Annotated in this window: 17 protein-coding genes; 8 read left to right on the forward strand and 9 right to left on the reverse strand. The window is 56.1% G+C overall.

The genetic code is table 11. From position 1 onward, the window contains the following. The first annotated feature begins 4 nt into the window (after positions 1 to 4). Together EDC26_RS03590 and EDC26_RS03595 are read left to right on the forward strand one after the other, a co-directional pair. A complete protein-coding gene (locus EDC26_RS03590; protein ID WP_132579883.1) occupies positions 5 to 1,186 on the forward strand; it encodes a chromate transporter in 1,182 nt (393 codons plus the stop codon). A gap of 51 nt (positions 1,187 to 1,237) precedes the next feature. Continuing rightward, positions 1,238 to 2,449 carry an MFS transporter gene (locus EDC26_RS03595; protein ID WP_132579884.1) on the forward strand — a complete coding sequence of 404 codons (1,212 nt, stop codon included), beginning with the start codon at positions 1,238 to 1,240 and terminating at the stop codon, positions 2,447 to 2,449. A gap of 546 nt (positions 2,450 to 2,995) precedes the next feature. On the opposite strand, the gene arsB is transcribed toward EDC26_RS03595, so the two are convergent. Then, positions 2,996 to 4,066 carry an ACR3 family arsenite efflux transporter gene (gene arsB, locus EDC26_RS03600; RefSeq protein WP_132579885.1) on the reverse strand — a complete coding sequence of 357 codons (1,071 nt, stop codon included), beginning with the start codon at positions 4,064 to 4,066 and terminating at the stop codon, positions 2,996 to 2,998. Between the two features lie 13 nt (positions 4,067 to 4,079). Beyond that, complete coding sequence (locus EDC26_RS03605; protein ID WP_132579886.1) at positions 4,080 to 4,427, reverse strand: ArsR/SmtB family transcription factor; 348 nt, start codon at positions 4,425 to 4,427, stop codon at positions 4,080 to 4,082. Between the two features lie 216 nt (positions 4,428 to 4,643). Here EDC26_RS03605 and egtB point away from each other — a divergent pair, with 216 nt between their 5' ends. After that, on the forward strand, positions 4,644 to 5,930 hold the full coding sequence (gene egtB / locus EDC26_RS03610; protein WP_425012239.1) for an ergothioneine biosynthesis protein EgtB: 1,287 nt from the start codon (positions 4,644 to 4,646) through the stop codon (positions 5,928 to 5,930). Then, complete coding sequence (egtD, locus tag EDC26_RS03615; RefSeq protein WP_132579887.1) at positions 5,924 to 6,913, forward strand: L-histidine N(alpha)-methyltransferase; 990 nt, start codon at positions 5,924 to 5,926, stop codon at positions 6,911 to 6,913. Before egtB ends, egtD begins: the two co-directional genes overlap by 7 nt. Positions 6,914 to 6,934: 21 nt before the next feature. On the opposite strand, the gene arsC is transcribed toward egtD, so the two are convergent. Together arsC and EDC26_RS03625 are read right to left on the reverse strand one after the other, a co-directional pair. Then, positions 6,935 to 7,360, reverse strand: a complete 426-nt coding sequence (gene arsC, locus EDC26_RS03620) for an arsenate reductase (glutaredoxin) (RefSeq protein WP_132579888.1) — start codon at positions 7,358 to 7,360, stop codon at positions 6,935 to 6,937. Positions 7,361 to 7,464: 104 nt separating this feature from the next. Continuing rightward, entirely contained in the window at positions 7,465 to 8,514 is a 1,050-nt protein-coding gene (locus EDC26_RS03625) for a DMT family transporter (protein WP_132579889.1), read from the reverse strand. Between the two features lie 198 nt (positions 8,515 to 8,712). Between EDC26_RS03625 and EDC26_RS03630 the strand changes: the two genes are divergently transcribed. Then, positions 8,713 to 9,552 (forward strand): transporter substrate-binding domain-containing protein, encoded by an 840-nt coding sequence (locus EDC26_RS03630; protein WP_132579890.1) that lies wholly within the window; start codon positions 8,713 to 8,715, stop codon positions 9,550 to 9,552. On the opposite strand, the gene EDC26_RS03635 is transcribed toward EDC26_RS03630, so the two are convergent. Continuing rightward, positions 9,515 to 10,243 carry an aspartate/glutamate racemase family protein gene (locus EDC26_RS03635; protein ID WP_132579891.1) on the reverse strand — a complete coding sequence of 243 codons (729 nt, stop codon included), beginning with the start codon at positions 10,241 to 10,243 and terminating at the stop codon, positions 9,515 to 9,517. The genes EDC26_RS03630 and EDC26_RS03635 overlap by 38 nt on opposite strands. Next, positions 10,244 to 11,512, reverse strand: a complete 1,269-nt coding sequence (locus EDC26_RS03640) for a D-amino acid dehydrogenase (RefSeq protein WP_132579892.1) — start codon at positions 11,510 to 11,512, stop codon at positions 10,244 to 10,246. Between the two features lie 296 nt (positions 11,513 to 11,808). Between EDC26_RS03640 and EDC26_RS03645 the strand changes: the two genes are divergently transcribed. Together EDC26_RS03645 and EDC26_RS03650 are read left to right on the forward strand one after the other, a co-directional pair. Continuing rightward, positions 11,809 to 12,477 (forward strand): amino acid ABC transporter permease, encoded by a 669-nt coding sequence (locus EDC26_RS03645; RefSeq protein WP_132579893.1) that lies wholly within the window; start codon positions 11,809 to 11,811, stop codon positions 12,475 to 12,477. A 13-nt stretch (positions 12,478 to 12,490) separates the two neighbouring features. Then, positions 12,491 to 13,243: an amino acid ABC transporter ATP-binding protein gene (locus tag EDC26_RS03650; protein WP_165930900.1), complete on the forward strand. Its 753-nt coding sequence runs from the start codon at positions 12,491 to 12,493 to the stop codon at positions 13,241 to 13,243. A 44-nt stretch (positions 13,244 to 13,287) separates the two neighbouring features. Here EDC26_RS03650 and EDC26_RS03655 read toward each other — a convergent pair whose 3' ends face one another. Together EDC26_RS03655 and EDC26_RS03660 are read right to left on the reverse strand one after the other, a co-directional pair. After that, on the reverse strand, positions 13,288 to 13,833 hold the full coding sequence (locus tag EDC26_RS03655) for a ferritin-like domain-containing protein (RefSeq protein ID WP_132579895.1): 546 nt from the start codon (positions 13,831 to 13,833) through the stop codon (positions 13,288 to 13,290). Between the two features lie 135 nt (positions 13,834 to 13,968). Beyond that, positions 13,969 to 14,940 carry a cation diffusion facilitator family transporter gene (locus tag EDC26_RS03660; protein ID WP_132579896.1) on the reverse strand — a complete coding sequence of 324 codons (972 nt, stop codon included), beginning with the start codon at positions 14,938 to 14,940 and terminating at the stop codon, positions 13,969 to 13,971. A gap of 304 nt (positions 14,941 to 15,244) precedes the next feature. Here EDC26_RS03660 and EDC26_RS03665 point away from each other — a divergent pair, with 304 nt between their 5' ends. Continuing rightward, positions 15,245 to 16,558: an MFS transporter gene (locus tag EDC26_RS03665; protein WP_132579897.1), complete on the forward strand. Its 1,314-nt coding sequence runs from the start codon at positions 15,245 to 15,247 to the stop codon at positions 16,556 to 16,558. 144 nt (positions 16,559 to 16,702) lie between these two features. On the opposite strand, the gene EDC26_RS03670 is transcribed toward EDC26_RS03665, so the two are convergent. Then, a complete protein-coding gene (locus EDC26_RS03670) occupies positions 16,703 to 17,404 on the reverse strand; it encodes an RraA family protein (protein WP_132579898.1) in 702 nt (233 codons plus the stop codon). Between the last annotated feature and the right edge of the window lie 55 nt (positions 17,405 to 17,459).

The raw sequence follows: 17,459 nt of genomic DNA on the forward strand, positions 1-17,459 counted from the left end.
ACCCATGGATGCCGCCGAACGCACCGCATCAAAGCCAACCTACACCCTGTGGCAGATCGTTATCTACTTTCTGATGCTTGGCACCTGGGGGTTTGGCGGCCCAGTGGCGCTGGTGGACTACATGCACCGCGACCTGGTCGATGATCGCCAGTGGATTTCCCAAGAGGATTACAAGGAAGGGCTGGCGCTGGCCCAGCTCGCACCGGGCCCGCTGGCGGCACAATTGAGTATTTATCTCGGTTTCGTGCACTTCCGGCTGCTCGGCGCGACGCTGACAGGCATTGCCTTCGTCATGCCCTCTTTTCTGATAGTGGTCGCGCTAGGCTGGGCCTATTTGCGCTTTGGCGGATTACCGTGGATGCAGGCGGTGTTTTACGGCGTCGGCGCCGCAGTGATCGGCATCATTGCGATAAGCGCCAAAAAGCTCACTAAAAAAACCGTAGGCAAGGATAAGCTGCTATGGGCGATCTATCTGTTGCTGGCCGTCGTTACGGTCGCAACCGAATCCGAAATCGCGTGGCTTTTCATCGCCGCAGGTGTATTGGTTTGGTTCGTGCGTGCACCGCCACAGTGGTTGCACAAAGGAGGTTTGAACGCAGCCGCCCTAATGCAGTTGCCGATCGCCAGCAGTATGTTGAGTACCCTGGACATCCCGCTATTGATACAGATCGGAATCTTCTTCGCCGAAGCAGGCGCCTTCGTATTCGGCTCCGGCCTGGCGATTGTGCCTTTCCTGTATGGCGGCGTAGTGGCCCAGCATCACTGGCTGACCGACAAGCAGTTCGTCGACGCGGTGGCGGTAGCGATGATCACGCCGGGGCCTGTCGTCATTACCGTTGGCTTCATCGGCTATCTCGTCGCCGGACTGCCCGGCGCCTTGGTTGCAGCGCTCGCAACCTTTCTGCCGTGCTACCTGTTCACGGTAATCCCTGCGCCATACTTCAAAAAATATGGCAAGGTGCCTGGCGTCATTGCGTTCGTGGATGGCATTACGGCTGCCGCGATCGGTGCCATTGCCGGATCGGTGATCGTGATCGCCAAGCGTTCGATCGTCGATATTCCAACCGCATTGCTCGCCCTTCTCACGATTGCGCTGCTATGGAAAATCAAGAAACTGCAAGAGCCGGCCATCGTCGCAGCGGCGGCGGTCATCGGCTTGATCATTTACCCATTATTGAAGCACTGAACCGCGGCATTATGCCGTCGACACACATCAAATGTAAGGAAAGGAACCGAAATGAACTCGTCAGTCCATTCCCATTTGTTATGGGCCCGAGGGCTGCGGGCATTCGCCGATGGCTATGTCAGCCTGCTGCTGCCACTTTATTTGCTTGCGTTGGGAATGGGGCCATTTCAGGTGGGGATACTCGCCACCGGCACGTTGTTCGGCTCCGGCGTCCTGACGCTCTTGGTCGGCCTCTACGCCCATCGCCTCAAATATCGCGTGTTGCTGTCGATGGCCGGGCTGCTCATGGCGGGAACAGGTTTTGGCTTTGCGGCTGTCACCGATTTCTGGCCTTTGCTGATGATCGCGATCGTCGGGACACTGAATCCGTCCAGTGGCGATGTCAGCGTTTTTCTGCCTCTTGAACACGCGGTCCTTTCAGGGGCGGTGGACGAGCATCGGCGCACCGCGCTCTTCGCTCGCTACAGCCTGATCGGTGCGCTGGCGGGCGCTTTGGGCGCGCTCTTCGCCGGCGCTCCCGATGTGATGGCGGCTACAGCAAATCTGGACACGAAAACCGCGCTGCAAGCGATGTTTGTTCTGTACGGTGTGTTGGGATTGGTCTCGGCGCTGATTTATGCCACCTTGCCCATGGAGGTCGGTGCAAACGAGCAAAATGTGCCGCCTGCCCCATTACACAAATCGAAACGCGTCGTCTACACCCTTGCCGCCTTATTCAGCCTGGATGCGTTCGGAGGCGGTTTTGTGGTGCAGTCCATGGTTGCGTTGTGGCTTTTTGAGAAATTCCAGCTTTCCATTTCGGTTGCCGGGGCGATCTTTTTCTGGACCGGGATTTTATCGGCCTTCTCGTATCTGGCGGCCAGCCGGATTGCCAACCGTTTCGGGCTGGTGAACACAATGGTATTTACGCATTTACCTTCCAGTGTGTTTCTGATTCTTGTCCCCCTCATGCCAACACTGTCTTGGGCAGTACTTTTGCTGCTTGCGCGCAGTGCGCTGTCGCAAATGGACGTGCCTACACGAAGTTCGTATGTCATGGCGATCGTGCCGCCCGAAGAACGTGCCGCTGCAGCCAGCATCACCGCGGTTCCACGAAGCCTGGCATCTGCCGCGAGCCCGCTACTTGCCGGTTATTTGCTGGGTGCATCGACCTTTGGATGGCCGTTGGTCATCGCGGGCGGCTTGAAAATCATCTACGATTTATTGCTGCTTGGTACGTTTCGGAATATACGGCCACCGGAAGAAAGCGACCGGAAACGCTAGAGCATTTTTGGTCAAACGGTATACGGTACGGGATGTTTGGGTATTTGGTAGCTGGACGTGTTGGTATTTGAAGACGCCGTCTATGGGGGCCGGGGCGAGGCCGGCACGGTATTGCCAGGAACTCACCGGCCTGCAGCCTGCCTCTGTCACGTTGCCCGCCGCCCCTACACATCTCCCGGCGCATTTCACCAGCGCAGCCGCAGGGCGAGGGGTGGGTACCGTCCGGTCGTTCGGCCAGCGCCGGGTGCTGACGAAGGGAAGGCGGGGGATGTCGTCGGGCGCTGTCTGAACGGAGCCTCGCGCGCGAGGCGCAGAGAGAGTTCGCCCGACGCCCGCCTGGACGAGGCAGACCCGGGCAGTCGGAGCGCGCAGCGCCCCGACCGCTGGACGGACCGGACGGTACCCACCCCTCGCCCTGCGGCGTCTTAACAGAATGACCTCACCCCAAACGGCTCAAAAAAAGAACGACACAAAACCCGTTCAGTTCCGTAAACACTTCAACCGAAAATGCCCCAATCGGATAACCTTACCTACGCAAATCTACGTTTAAATCGTTGCTTCATACCACTGCTGCGAGCGATTCACGATACCGACCGCGAACAACATTACCGGCACTTCAATCAGAACGCCCACAACCGTGGCCAAGGCAGCCCCGGATTGAAAGCCGAATAGACTAATCGCGGTCGCGACAGCCAATTCAAAAAAATTGGAGGCGCCAATCAGGCTCGATGGGCCCGCTACGCAGTGCGGCACGCCCAACTTGCGATTAAGCAGGTAGGCAAGGCCGGAATTAAAAAACACTTGAATAAGAATCGGCGCCGCCAACAGCACAATAATCAGCGGCTGCGCGACAATTGCCTCGCCTTGGAAAGCAAAGAGCAAGACAAGAGTCAGCAGCAACGCCGCCATCGAATAAGGGCCAATATGTGATACGGCTCGTTCAAACAAGGCTTTACTTTTTGCCAGGAGCGCTTTACGTATCCATTGCGCCATGATGACGGGGACAATGATATACAAACCCACGGAAGTGATAAGCGTAGCCCACGGTACGGTTATTGAAGCCAAGCCCAGCAGCAGCGCTACCAGCGGCGCAAACGCAACAATCATGATGGCGTCATTGAGGGCGACTTGCGACAGCGTGAAATACGGGTCGCCTTTGCAAAGCTGGCTCCACACAAAAACCATAGCCGTGCAAGGCGCTGCCGCCAGTAATATCAAACCGGCAATATAACTATCGATTTGATCGGCCGGGAGCCAGGCCGAGAACAAATGCCGAATGAACAGCCACGCTAAAAACGCCATGGAAAAGGGTTTAACCAGCCAGTTAACACCCAAGGTTACGGCCATGCCGCGCCACTGGCTTTTGATCTGCTTCAACGCGCTGAAATCAATTTTGATCAGCATTGGGATAATCATCACCCAGATCAAAATGCCAACGGGAATATTGACCTGAGCGATTTCAAGATTGGAAATACCCTGGAAGGCAACGGGGAAAGCCTGCCCCAATAGAATGCCGGCCACGATGCAAAGGGTCACCCAAACGGTTAGATAGCGCTCAAAGAAACCGATGGCCGGGGCAACTGGGTCGGCTGGGTTCGCGACAGAAGATGAAGTCATGACCTATTCCACATCAGTAGCGTCCCAACGTTTTTTCCTCGGAGATTGAACTGGTAAGACAAACCGGAGTACAAGGATTTCCCCCGCAACAGTTCTCGGTTAGGAAACCCAACACGCCATTCATTGTTTCAAAATTTACTGAATAGATAAGCGAACGCCCTTCCCTCACTTGCCGTATCAGCTTGGCGTAGGTCAATTCCTTTAAGTGAAAGGACAACGAAGACGGCGCCAGCGCCAAAGCCTCGGCGATTTTGGTTGCCGCCAAGCCTTGCGGCCCAGCTTGAACGAGCAGCCGGAATGCAGCCAGACGGGATTCTTGCGCGAGAGCTGACAAGGCGGAAATGACATTTATAGTTTCCATTATTCAATATTATTGGAATTATAAAATTGATGCAAGAAGAAATTCTTCAAATGTTTATGGATCACCCTTCAGAAAACGAAAAAATAAGGCACGCTACGATTTGTAATTGACACTAGCGCGATCCGAATTGCGAAGGAACGGGTGTAAAGTGTAAGAACTCGGGCCAGCATCGCTGGTTCCTACACAGTTCAAAGCAGATTTAACCGGACGCTAGCGATGCCAGTTACTTCGTTACCTGCTGTTGATCCTGTTTGCGCGATGTCGCCGCGCTCGGCCATAATGCGCCATTATTCGCGGATTCGAGCGCACAGCCTGACGCTGGCGGCCCCGCTGTCCGCCGAGGATCAATGCGTTCAGTCGATGCCCGATGCCAGCCCCACGAAATGGCACTTGGCGCATACCACCTGGTTCTTCGAAGCAATAGTGCTTGGCCCGCATTCGCATCGTTATACGCCGTATGACACGCGTTATTTCTACCTTTTCAACTCGTACTACGAAACGCTGGGCCCGCGCCACCCTCGACCTCAACGAGGGCTTTTGACTCGCCCGACATTGCCGGAAATTCACGCTTATCGCCAGCACGTCGATGCTGCCATGCAACACTTCATCGAGAATTGCGGTAACGACATGTGGGCGAATAGTGGCCCGTTGGTTATGTTGGGCCTGCATCACGAGCAACAGCATCAGGAATTACTGCTGACGGATATTTTGCATGCCTTGTCGTGCAATCCACTGTGGCCCGCTTATCAGCCGATTCCAGGCACTGATTTATTAAGCCGATCGCGTGCAGCGCCCGAACCGGTGCCGGAACTAAAGTGGTTGGAAACGCCGGGCGGCATAGTTCCTATCGGGCATGATGCCGAAAGCGAGCCTGGGTTTGCTTTCGATAACGAGAGCCCGCGCCATGATGTATTGCTGGCGCCGTATCGGCTGGCCAATCGCCTGGTGACCTGCGGCGAGTACGCAAATTTTATTGCCGATGGCGGCTATCGTGAACCTCGCCTATGGCTATCTGAAGGGTGGGCCGCGGTTCAGGCCGGCGGCTGGCAAGCACCGGCATACTGGGTGGATTCGGAGGCAGGCGGCGCAGCGGAACAAGATTGGCACGTGTTCGGCCTGCATGGACTGCTGCCAATGAACAACGCCGACCCGGTTTGCCAGCTAAGCTTTTACGAAGCGGCCGCCTATGCCGAATGGTCAGGGGCGCGCTTGCCGACCGAATTCGAATGGGAAGCGGCCGTGCGCCGGCCCGGAGTGGAACAAGCAATGGGTTACGCCTGGCAGTGGACGCGGTCGTCCTACGATCCTTACCCCGGCTTTCGCGCACAGAAAGGGGCAATAGGCGAATATAACGGGAAATTCATGGTGGGCCAGTTGGTGCTGCGCGGCAGCAGCTGCGCTACGCCGGCGGGTCACGCGCGTGTCACTTATAGAAATTTTTTCCCGCCGCCAGCCCGTTGGCAATTTTCCGGCTTGCGTCTGGCCAAGGACTTGGGATGCTAACCAATCGACAACCTCGCCGCGGCGACGATTATCTTAACGTCGCTGGCGAAGAACCCGCTTTGAGAGATTTTTCCAGCGATATGCTCGCCGCGCTTCAGATGCGGCCGCGCTGCCTGTCGCCGAAATATTTCTACGATGAAACGGGTTCTGCGCTGTTTGACCGTATTTGCGACTTGCCCGAATATTACCCAACGCGTACAGAGCTGACGCTACTGGCCGCCCATGCAACGGAAATCGCCGTACGAATGGGTCCGCGTGCAGAGATCGTTGAATTTGGCGCGGGCTCGTTGCGAAAGATCCGCTTGCTGCTCGATGCCATGGACCAGCCATCGCGCTATGTCCCCATCGACATTTCCGGCGCGTACTTGTCCGCCAATGCCGCTCAATTACAGCATGACTACCCGAGTTTAAGCGTGTTGCCGATTATGGCCGACTACACCGGTGCTTTTCATTTACCTGTAAAGGAGCCCAGCTGCGGCCGCCGTATTGGCTTTTTCCCCGGCTCTACGATAGGCAATTTGCTTCCGGCCGATGCATTGAAGTTTTTGCGGCAGGCAGCACAATCATTACGGGGAGGCGCCCTGCTTTTAGGCGTGGATCTCATTAAGAATCCCTCGGTCTTGCATGCGGCTTATAACGATTCGCAAGGTATTACCGCAGCATTCAATCTGAATCTGCTGACGCGGGCGAATCGCGAATTAGACGCGAATTTCGACGTATCACGGTTCGCTCATAGCGCTTTTTACAACGCGCCGATGCAGCGTGTGGAAATGCATTTGATAAGTCGCGCGGCGCAACACGTTCGAGTGTGCGGCGAACGTTTTGATTTTGCGGAGGGTGAAACCTTACACACCGAAAATTCGTACAAATTCACCGTGGAAGGCTTACGTGCATTAGCCTCTCAAGCCGGTTTTCACCCTGGGCAGGTGTGGGTCGATCCGCAAAAACTGTTTAGCCTGCATTGGCTGCCGGCTCCGCTTTGACATGGCAACTTTTCCGTACGCTTAATTCACCCGGCGGCCATTCTGGTCAATGACGGCTTGTCCGTCTTCCTTGCTAAATGGCCCTCGTTGCGGCTCTGGCAGAATATCCAGAACCAATTCCGAGGGGCGGCACAACGCTACCCCAAGAGGAGTGACCACGAAAGGCCTGTTGATCAAGACAGGATGTTCTTCCATGGCGTCGAGCAATTGATCGTCTGTCAATGTGGCCTTGTCCAGCCCCAATTCTTTATATATAGATTCTTTTTCGCGCAGCGCCTGGCGAACACTCAATCCGGCATGCTTGATCAGGCCCGAAAGAATTTCGCGCGACGGCGGCGTTTGCAAATATTCAATGACGGTGGGGTCGATACCGGCGTTTCGAATCAAGGCCAATGTATTGCGCGACGTGCCGCAACTGGGGTTGTGATAAATGGTGACGGTGCTCATAGGAGTCCTCTAATTTGGGCTAGCTCGCAAGTAAAAAATAATATAGCGCCCATTCGTCGCTAATGTAGCGCCACCCCTTGTGGGTGGCAAACCCCCCATTGGGCCTAATGGCGATGCTGATGATGCGAATCAGGAAAATGGTCATGGGAATGGGTCAGCGGCTCGTGGCGATGCCAGTGACGGTGCTTGGTTCCCGGTGCGACGGGAGCCAAGTGCGAATGCGAGTGATGCTCATCGTGCGTGTGCTCATGCTCGTGTTCGAGCGCCTCGTGCTTGTGCGTGTGCATATGCCGCTCGCTTAGGTGTAGCCAGACACCAACGGCCATCAGCGCAGCGGCGGCCAAGAGTTGCAACGTTACGGGCTCGCCCAGCGTAATGGCCAGTATGGCGCCAAAGAACGGCGCAACCGAGAAGTAGGCTCCCGTTCGAGCGGCACCGAGGTGGCGCAGGCTGACGACAAATAGCGCCAGACTCACCCCATAGGCCAAAAAGCCCACTCCCATGGCGCCGGCCACGCTGGGCCATGGGGGGAACGACGCACCGAGCGCAAAGGCCAACCCCAGGTTAACTAGCCCGGCCGCCAGTCCTTTCACCGAGGCAATCCAGCCCGCGTCGGCTAGCGACACCTTGCGCGTCAGATTATTATCGATACTCCACGCCAAACAAGCGCCCAGTATGGCCAGCGCCGGCCATATCCCGGCAAAACGAGCTTCGCCGGGCCAGCTCAGTACGGCTGCGCCGGCCACGATGGCGGTCATACCCAGCGCGATACGCCGGTCGAAATTCTCTTTAAAGACAAACCACGCCAGCAGCGCCGTAAATACGCTTTCGGCATTAAGCAACAGTGAAGCGCCCGACGCAGGCATGCCGGTAAGCCCCAGCATCAGCAAAACAGGCCCCGCTACGCCGCCCGCCACAATCGCGCCTATTAGCCACGGCGCTTCGCTGCGGGGTAGCCTGACAGCCGGGGCATGGACAAGGCGCCGGTACAGAGCAAGGCCCAGCCCCGAGCCCAGATAAAGCAAACTGGCCAGCAGCCAGGGGCTGACGCTACCCAGCAGAAGCTTTGCCAATGGCGTTCCCGCGCCAAACAGTAGCGCCGCCAGCATAGCGGATAACACCCCGGGCTGGCCGAGGTTCCGTATCAAATTCATGGTCGATCTCATTGCAGGGCGGATGGCTAGTGCATATAGTGCACAGCTCAATGTGACACGTATAATTGGCTATTGCAACATTCACCTGCAACACTACCTGTTGCAAATATCGTGTGGATCATAAAAGACGTAATACCTTTTAATTTTTTGGCAGCCACAAGGGCTGCCGCTATATAAAACCATTTTCGGGAGATAGGGATGTCATCACGCAGGCAATTCGTGGCGGGCCTTGGCGCAGCCGGGCTGGGAGCGGTGTTACCCATGGCGAGATCGTTCGCCGAAAGCAATGAATCCAGCATGGCGCGTATCAAACGCACGAAAACGCTCAGAACGGGTGTTGTCGCGGGCGCCGCACCTTACTTTGCGAAATCAGTCGCGACTGGCCAATGGCAGGGTTTCGGGCCTGATTTTGCGCGGCAACTGGCGCAATCGCTGGGCGTAAAGCTGCAGCTCGTGGAAACGACCTGGGGCAATGCCGTCCTGGATTTGCAGGCCAACAAGATCGACTGCATGTTCGGCATGGCTCCCACAGAGCAGCGCAAGAAAATGGTTGGCTTTACCGCCCCGCTTTTTCAAAATACGTTCACACTGGTTGCACGCAAGGGCTTCGATCCGAAAACATGGGCGGAAGTCGATCAACCGAAGGTTCGGATTTCCGTTGACATCGGCTCGAATCAGGACACTTTCGCCACGCAAACCCTGAAAAAAGCAACCATACAACGTTTCGACACCTCGGGCGATGCAACCCTTGCCTTGCAAACGGGGCGCGCCGATGGACAGCTGCTGGTTGCTTTGCTGGGCGTTACCGTTCTGGCCAAAGCACCAGGTTTGGGACACCTGATAGTGCCCACGCCGGTCGAAGGTGCGCCAACCTCCATCGGAGTGCAAAAAGAAACGGATACGGCCTTCCTGGCGGCCGTAAACGAGTGGCTGGCTAAAATGCGCAGCAGTGGCGAAACCCGAAAAATCATCCTCGAAAACATGGAAAAGCTGGTGGGAATCAAAGCCGCCGATTTCCCGAAAGAGGTGGTGCTGTAATCGATGCGGCGGTGCCCAGATTTTCGCGACACATCCAGAAGTCGGCCAGATCGACCAAATCGAAAACGGGCACACCGCACTGTCGGCGAATGTCGGCGGCGTAAGGGCGCATGTTGGTGCACTCCAGCAGCAGCGCCCTTATCGTTGCATGAGTCGCCATCAATCGCCCGGCAGCTTCCACGACCTCATCACGAATCAGGTCGAAGCGGCCTTCAGGTTGGTCGCCAATAATGACCCGTGCGAATTCACCTCCCTCTTCTACTCCCATGACCGGCGTATCGGGCGATGCGCCAACCGCAATCAGGTGCTCGCTGGACAACGAGTTGGCGGAAGCGGTAAGGACGCCAATTTGTCCGTCAGTCGAGAATAATTTCGTGAGAAGAGGAATCAGCAGCAGCGATGACGTTGCCACGGGGATGCGGACCGAGTTGGCGATGCGCTGCTGGTGAAGCGCCAGGAAACCGCAGCTCGTCACAATCGCCGCGCAGCCGTCCCGCTCCAGTTCGCGCGCCCCATCGCAAAACGCGTCCAGCAAGCCGGCGGCCTGCTCATGGATGACCCTAACCGGGGATGCGTTCGGGATGCATTTGAAGCGGGTCGGGTAGGAAAACGTATCAGGATTGCCTATATCGCCAATAGGCCGGGGAAACTGCGTATCGAGCATCAAAATGCCCAGCGTCTGCATCGTCATTTAATGGCCATACCGATCAAGAGTCAGCCCCGACAAGTCGATTTCCGGTTCGTGCCCGGTAATAAGGTCTGATACAACCTGCGCCGAACCCATGGACATGGCCCAACCGGTAGAACCGTGGCCCAGGTTGATATATAGATTTTGCGTGGGCGTTTTCCCAAGCAAGGGCGGGCCGTCAGGCGTCATCGGACGCAGGCCGACCCAGAACGAGGCTTGGCTCACATTTACCGCATCGGGAAACCAATCCTGCATGACCTTGATCAATGTCCGAGTCGCTTTCTCGCGAACGACTAATTTGCTGTCGCCCAGCTCCGCCGTGCCGGCTACGCGTATATTCGGTCCCATGCGCGTGATGGCTGTCTTTAGCGACTCATCCATGACGGCGGCGCGCGGAGCCCTCTGTGAATCTGTAACGGCAAGCGTCGTGGAGTAGCCCTTGATCGGGTACAGGGGAACAACAATGCCAAATGGCGCGAGCAGATCCCGGCTTTCGACGCCAGCCGCCACCACCACTACATCGGCATCAAGAGTTTGCCTGGTCTGGCGATCATCGCGCACGACAACGCCCGTCACTCGGGCACCGGAACTTTGCAGCGCTCGAACCTCCGTATTGAAGCGGAAATGGACACCGCCTTCTTCGCACAACAGGCGCAGATGTTTCGCAAACACCGCGCAGTCGCCCGCCTCGTCATCGGGCAAATAAAGACCGGAAGCGGGCTGTACCCTGGCCCATTTCAGTCCAGGCTCGACCTCTACGCACTCGTTCGCGGTCAACAGCCGATGGTTGATCCCTGCTTCTGCAAGGATTTGCATGGCCGGCCTGGCCATTTCCTCATCGAACGCCGAACGGAACAACTGCAGGTAGCCCTGGCTGCGCCCGTACTCGAAAGGATGGGTAGCGCGAAATTGCTCAAGACGGGACTTGCTGTAATAGGCAATACGCTGCATGCGCTCTTTATTGATGCGGTACCGTTCAAGATCGCACTCGCGCAACCAGCGCATGACCCACCGCCATTGGCGCGAATTGAATTTGGGCCGATAAATGACCGGCGACTCTGAGCGGAACAGGTATTTCAGGATTTTCGTGGGCATGCCGGGAGCCGCCCACGGTGTGACATAGCCTGGTGCGATGACCCCCGCGTTGCCGCGGCTGGTTGCGCAGGCTACATCGGGTTCACGGTCGATGACAGTGACGCCGACGCCACGCTGGCAGAGTTGATAGGCCGTCGCAACCCCGATGATGCCGCCGCCAATGATAATCGCCTGCATGAAATTTCCGTAAGGTAAAAATTCTGTGCGCTTATTATAAGGAACAGGGTTTTTGTGGATAGCGCCTTAATTGTCGGGGTGCTGGCAGCCACAAGGGCTGCCACTACAAAACGCACCCGTCCGTAATGTAGTGGCAGCCCTTGTGGCTGCCAAAACCCGCCCAATCAAGACGGCAACGCACCAAACCGACCAGAACATCGCTGCAACAACGTTTCTTGTTTTCGCTACACCGGCCTAAAATGCCGTTTTATGCGATTCGGCGGCCAAGCCGTATCGGCATTTGAATTGGAGACGCTGTGTATCATTGGGACTTCGGGGCACTTTGGCCATATCGCGATTTATTGCTGAACGGCCTTCTGTATACCCTCTTCTTTACGGTAGTCTGTGTTGCGCTTGGCCTGGCGATAGGCTTGGCGAGCGGTCTGGGCAGGCTATCGGGCAATATCCTGATTTCAGGCCCGATGCGCGGCTACGTAGAATTGTTTCGCTGCACTCCGGTTCTCGTTCAGCTAATCTGGTTTTATTATGCGTTGCCGGTTCTTTCCGGGATCCAGATATCACCCGCCATGGCCTCGGTATTGGCGCTATCTTTGTACGGCGGAGCCTTCTACTCGGAGATATTTCGCGCCGGCGTTGTATCCATCGACGCCGGTCAATCGGAAGCGGGCATGGCCATTGGTATGACAAAACCCCAGATCATGCGCCGCGTTGTGCTTCCGCAAGCCTTCAAGCGCATGGTTCCTCCCCTGATGAGCCAATCGATTATGCAATTGAAGAATACCTCTCTTCTATCTGTACTGGCCATCCCCGACCTCTTATATCAAGGGCAAACGGCCGCGCACGATTTGTACCGGCCTCTCGAGTGTTATTCCATCGTCGCCATTTGCTATTTTGCCGTGCTTTTTCCAGCGACCATTTTTTCCAAACGGCTGGAAAACCGCCTCGCACAACAGGACAAGGGCTGAGATGGCTGAATTCATGATCGAGATCGACCATCTGAGCAAACGTTTCGGCAACCAGGTTGTCCTTAAGGATATCTCGTTAAAAGTCGCGAAAAGCAATGTGGTAGCCATCATCGGGCCTTCAGGATCGGGCAAGTCCACGCTGCTGCGCTGCATTAATCTCTTGACCTGTCCCGACGGCGGGCAGATCCGGGTGGGCACACAGCACCTCAAATTCGACGGGACGACGTCCTGTATTCCCGCAGATCGAAAACTGGCAGAGTTCCGCTCGAACACCGGCATGGTTTTTCAGCACTTCAACCTTTTCCCGCATATGACGGCGATCCAGAATGTGATGGAAGGAATGGTTACGGTTCGCAAGCAACCCAAGGCGATTGCCAGGGAGAAAGCCCTCGAACTATTGACTCGGGTCGGCCTGGCCGAGCGGGCAAACACCTATCCCGATAAATTGTCCGGCGGCCAGAAACAGCGTGTCGCGATCGCCCGGGCTTTGGCGCTGCAACCGCAAGTCATGCTGTTTGACGAGGCAACGTCGGCGCTTGACCCCGAGTTGGTAGGCGAAGTGCTTTCGGTGATAAAACAATTGGCGGACGAGGGAATGACCATGATGCTAGTGACGCACGAGATCGCCTTTGCCCGGGAGGTTGCGGACGAAGTGATTTTCATGCGCGACGGCGTCGTCGTGGAGTGCGGCCCGCCCGCGCAGGTGATTAGCGCGCCGCAACAGGCGGCGACGCAATCATTCCTGGCTCGTTTTAACGCATCTTGACCAGATACTGCTCAAAACTTTTCGCAACCTCAGCCGGCCCGCGCCTACCCCAGCAAATCGCGCATATCGTCGGCGTGTTCTTCCTCGACGGCCATAATGCCGATCAGCATTTGCCGGGTCGTCGGGTCGGTATCGCCGATTTTTTCAATCATTTGCCGGTACGATTCGATAGCGACCCGTTCGGCGATCAGGTTTGCCTTGATCATGGCTTTGATGTCGGCAGAGTCATCGTATTCGGCGTGACTGCGCTGCGCCAGGCTTGCCGGGTTGAAATCGGGCTCGCCATTCAACTGAACGATGCGCTCGGCGATTTGATCGGCGTGGCCCTGCTCTTCGAGTGCATGCTGCAAGAATTCGTCTTTAATCGGCATATTGACCAGGCCGTTTGCCGTGTAATAGTGCCTTTTGTAGCGCAACACACAGACGAGTTCGGTTGCCAGGGCGCTATTTAGCAAAGCCACGATTTCTTTGCGATTACCCTGATAGCCCGCCGTTACGGCGCCGTCGCTCATGTTTTTCGCGGCTTTTCGTATAGCGGAGGTGTTCAAAGGCGATACATAGGATTGCGAAGATTTAGCTTTCGAGGCCATGGTTTTCCCTTGTTAAAAGCAATCTGCCTAAAAAACTTGCCGTCGCCCAAAGCTGCGGCATGTTCCGACTCGGCCAGTTTAGTACCTTGGCATACGCAGCAGGAGTGCAATATATTTCAAAATGCTTCGAATCCGTTAAAACGCCTTCGTATGCAGGACGCACGCGTGGCGGGTCGTCCCCTGCTCCACCTGCAGCGTGCTATGCCCAATAGAAAATCGCTCTTTCACCGCACACATAATGGTGTCCAGGAAGATGTCGCCGGGGTAGCCCTCAGGCATCACCAGATGAACCGTCATTGCGCTTTCGGTGGTGCTCATGCCCCAGATGTGCAGGTCGTGCACATCTGTAACGCCCGGACATTGGCGCAAGTAGGCTTCGACGTCTGCTAGGTCGATATGTGCCGGGACAGCGCTTAATGCCAGTTGTACAGAATCACGCAAGAGACCCCAGGTGGCCACCACAATCACCGCGACCACTACAAGGCTCACTACCGAATCCAGCCAGTTAAAACCCGTAAACAGCATTACGATGCCGGCCACGGCCACGCCCAGCGATATGGCAGCATCGGCGGCCATATGGAGATAGGCGCCCCGGATGTTGAGATCTTGCTTGCTACCCTTGACGAACAGCCACGCCGAAAAGCCATTGATGATCACTCCAATGCCGGCAACCACCGTTACCGTCAGGCCGGCAACTTCGGGAGTCTGCGCAAGACGCTGTATCGCTTCCCACGCAATAGCACCCGACGCTATCAACAAGAACATGGCATTGGCCAAGGCCGCCAGGATCGAAGAACTGCGCAGGCCATAGGTAAAACGCCGGCTGGGTGCACGGCGAACGAGTATGGCCGCTCCCCAGGCCAGCAACAGACCCAGCACATCCGACAGATTATGTCCGGCATCGGCCATAAGAGCAGTCGAATTGGCGATGAAACCATAGACGAACTCGATTGCGACAAAGCCGGCGTTCAGCGCAATGGCTACAGCAAAGGAGCGGCCATGATTATTGGGATCGATCTGATGATGGTGAGCCCCGCCATGCGCATGTGCGCCATGGCCATGACCGTGATGATCGTGGGCATGATGGGTCGCGTGCGAGGGTGCCATTGATATGCATCCGTATAGGTTCGGTAGCCCATTGTAGTGGCACTGCATTTATCTATGTAGCGGCACCCCTTGTGGGTGCCATCATCCGCAAAAATTATCGACTGCATCGGATTCTTACAATACTATAATCCCGCACGGCGAAATAGTGCCGTGGACGCGGTAAAAGCCCACAATAAAAATGGCGGCTCGCAATCCGATCTCCGCTCCCGGAGGTCTCCAAAGGGGGAAAAGAGGCTACTCATCGCCTTGGCTTTTTTTATAAAACCGAAATTGCGTAGTTTCCTACAATTATCTGGAGCGAGACATGTCGTATAACCCGGGCATCACTGCAGCGCCTGTTGACAGTAATCCGTCCTTCGTAGAAGCGACTTATTCCAAAGTAACCCTGCGTTTGCTTCCCCTGCTGTTTCTTTGCTATGTGGCGTCCTATCTGGACCGCGTCAATGTGGGCTTTGCCAAGCTGGAAATGCTGAACGACCTGAAATTCAGCGAAACGGTTTACGGCTTTGGCGCAGGTATTTTCTTTCTCGGGTATTTTCTCTTCGAAGTGCCCAGCAATGTCATTTTGCACAAGGTCGGCGCACGAATCTGGATTGCCCGCATCATGATTACCTGGGGGCTGATTTCGGGCGCGACAATTTTCGTTACGACGCCGGAAATGTTCTATGTGATGCGTTTTTTACTCGGCGTGGCGGAAGCCGGGTTTTTCCCAGGCGTGATCTTGTATCTGACCTACTGGTATCCATCACATCGCCGCGGCAACATTACCGCCCTGTTTCTGACTGCCGTCGCCTTGTCGGGCGTCATCGGCGGCCTGCTTTCGGGGTGGATATTGCACTCGATGTCGGACGTCTATGGGCTGGCCGGCTGGCAGTGGATATTTATCCTCGAAGCGATTCCATCGCTAGTGCTGGGCCTGTTCATCATTTTCTACCTGAAAGACCGGATTCGCGATGCTCACTGGCTGAACGAGGAAGAAAAGCAGTTGCTTGAAGCCCAAGTGCAATCGGAAGCCGGCCAAAAGCAAAGCGTGTCGATGAGCCAGATGCTGGCCAACCCGAAGGTTTGGTTAAGCGCCGTTATCTATTTCTGTTTTGTGATGGGCTTGTACGGTGTGGGCTTCTGGCTGCCGACCATCATCAAGGCAACGGGCGTGAAGGACCCTCTGAATATCGGCATTTTATCGGCCATACCCTACGCCGCCGCTGCCGTGGCAATGGTTTTGGTCGCGCGCAGTTCGGACAAGCATCTGGAACGTCGCTGGCATGTAGCGATTTCGGCGTTCGTAGGCTGCGCCGGCCTCGTGTTGAGCACGGTATACAGCCACAATACCCTGCTGGCCATGATATGCCTGACCGTGGCGACCATGGGCACCATGGCCACGCTACCGTTGTTCTGGAGCCTGCCCACCTCGTTCCTGGGCGGCACAGCCGCAGCTGCCGGAATTGCACTGATCAACTCATTGGGCAATTTATCCGGGTTCGTCAGTCCGTCGCTAATCGGTTGGCTCAAGGACCTGACCCAAAGCACCAACTCGGGCATGTTTGTGCTGGCGGCCTGTTTGCTGCTGGGCGGGCTGCTTACCTTGACGGTGCCGGCGAGATTGGTCAATAAGTAGAAATGGGTCGATCTGCGGCCATGGAATGGCACCCACAAGGGGTGCCGCTACAGAACCTATCGGTGAATCATGTAGCGGCACCCCTTGTGGGTGCCATACGCCACAGGCACGTTTAGCGGTAGCCCTTGTGACTGCCACCTCCGCCTATTTACCAGAAAACTCAGCCATCAATTGTTCAAGGCTTTTGTCGACCGGCAATGCGCCAATGTCTTTCAAAGAGCCTTCCAGCCAGCTGTATATCAACCGGCCCTCGGAGATATCCAGCAAGCGTTTGCGTTCGACGTCGATCTTTTTTTGCGCATCGGCCAAAACTTGTTCCACGCTTGCCTTGGCAATAACCACCACACCATCCGCATCACCCACGATGATATCCCCCGGCTCTACAGCGACGCCGCCGGCCGATATCGGATACCCAATGCGGCCGCCATTTCGTTTTGTCGGACCGTTTGGATTGGATGCGCACGCAAATACCGGAAATTTACCCGACATTAATTCCGCTACATCGCGCACCGCTCCATCAATGACAACGCCGGCCACGCCCGCCGCCTTGGCGTGCGCGCACATCAATTCACCCATGAGTGCGGAGGTGGTGTTGGCTTTACCATCGACAACAATAACATCGCCGGGTTGTGCCAGAGCCAACGCGGCATGAATCATCAAATTATCGCCAGGCCGCACTTCAACCGTGAATGCCGATCCGCAAACCCGCATCGTCGGCGCCAAAGGTTTGATTCGGCCATCGAGGCCTCCCCGCCGGTTTGCCACATCGGCCAGGATCGAAGAAGCTATTTGCCCGACTCCGGCAATCTGTTCTTTTGTCACCCGGCTAAACGTACTGTTGATCATGCTTGGGCCTCTTGTTCAATTAGCGCCTCTAAAGGCAAGTCTCGCCCGCTGCTGG

This window comes from Paralcaligenes ureilyticus (assembly GCF_004346225.1).
GTDB classification, from domain to species: domain Bacteria; phylum Pseudomonadota; class Gammaproteobacteria; order Burkholderiales; family Burkholderiaceae_B; genus Paralcaligenes; species Paralcaligenes ureilyticus.

Excerpts from the sequence above, each read along its gene's own strand:
- EDC26_RS03660 (WP_132579896.1), bottom strand. The coding sequence starts at position 14,940 with ATGGCACCCTCGCACGCGACCCATCATGCCCACGATCATCACGGTCAT.
- EDC26_RS03670 (WP_132579898.1), bottom strand. The coding sequence starts at position 17,404 with ATGATCAACAGTACGTTTAGCCGGGTGACAAAAGAACAGATTGCCGGA.
- EDC26_RS03625 (WP_132579889.1), bottom strand. The coding sequence starts at position 8,514 with ATGAATTTGATACGGAACCTCGGCCAGCCCGGGGTGTTATCCGCTATG.
- arsB (WP_132579885.1), bottom strand. The coding sequence starts at position 4,066 with ATGACTTCATCTTCTGTCGCGAACCCAGCCGACCCAGTTGCCCCGGCC.
- egtB (WP_425012239.1), top strand. The coding sequence starts at position 4,644 with ATGCCAGTTACTTCGTTACCTGCTGTTGATCCTGTTTGCGCGATGTCG.
- egtD (WP_132579887.1), top strand. The coding sequence starts at position 5,924 with ATGCTAACCAATCGACAACCTCGCCGCGGCGACGATTATCTTAACGTC.
- EDC26_RS03655 (WP_132579895.1), bottom strand. The coding sequence starts at position 13,833 with ATGGCCTCGAAAGCTAAATCTTCGCAATCCTATGTATCGCCTTTGAAC.
- arsC (WP_132579888.1), bottom strand. The coding sequence starts at position 7,360 with ATGAGCACCGTCACCATTTATCACAACCCCAGTTGCGGCACGTCGCGC.
- EDC26_RS03590 (WP_132579883.1), top strand. The coding sequence starts at position 5 with ATGGATGCCGCCGAACGCACCGCATCAAAGCCAACCTACACCCTGTGG.
- EDC26_RS03665 (WP_132579897.1), top strand. The coding sequence starts at position 15,245 with ATGTCGTATAACCCGGGCATCACTGCAGCGCCTGTTGACAGTAATCCG.
- EDC26_RS03640 (WP_132579892.1), bottom strand. The coding sequence starts at position 11,512 with ATGCAGGCGATTATCATTGGCGGCGGCATCATCGGGGTTGCGACGGCC.
- EDC26_RS03650 (WP_165930900.1), top strand. The coding sequence starts at position 12,491 with ATGATCGAGATCGACCATCTGAGCAAACGTTTCGGCAACCAGGTTGTC.
- EDC26_RS03605 (WP_132579886.1), bottom strand. The coding sequence starts at position 4,427 with ATGGAAACTATAAATGTCATTTCCGCCTTGTCAGCTCTCGCGCAAGAA.
- EDC26_RS03635 (WP_132579891.1), bottom strand. The coding sequence starts at position 10,243 with ATGACGATGCAGACGCTGGGCATTTTGATGCTCGATACGCAGTTTCCC.
- EDC26_RS03630 (WP_132579890.1), top strand. The coding sequence starts at position 8,713 with ATGTCATCACGCAGGCAATTCGTGGCGGGCCTTGGCGCAGCCGGGCTG.
- EDC26_RS03595 (WP_132579884.1), top strand. The coding sequence starts at position 1,238 with ATGAACTCGTCAGTCCATTCCCATTTGTTATGGGCCCGAGGGCTGCGG.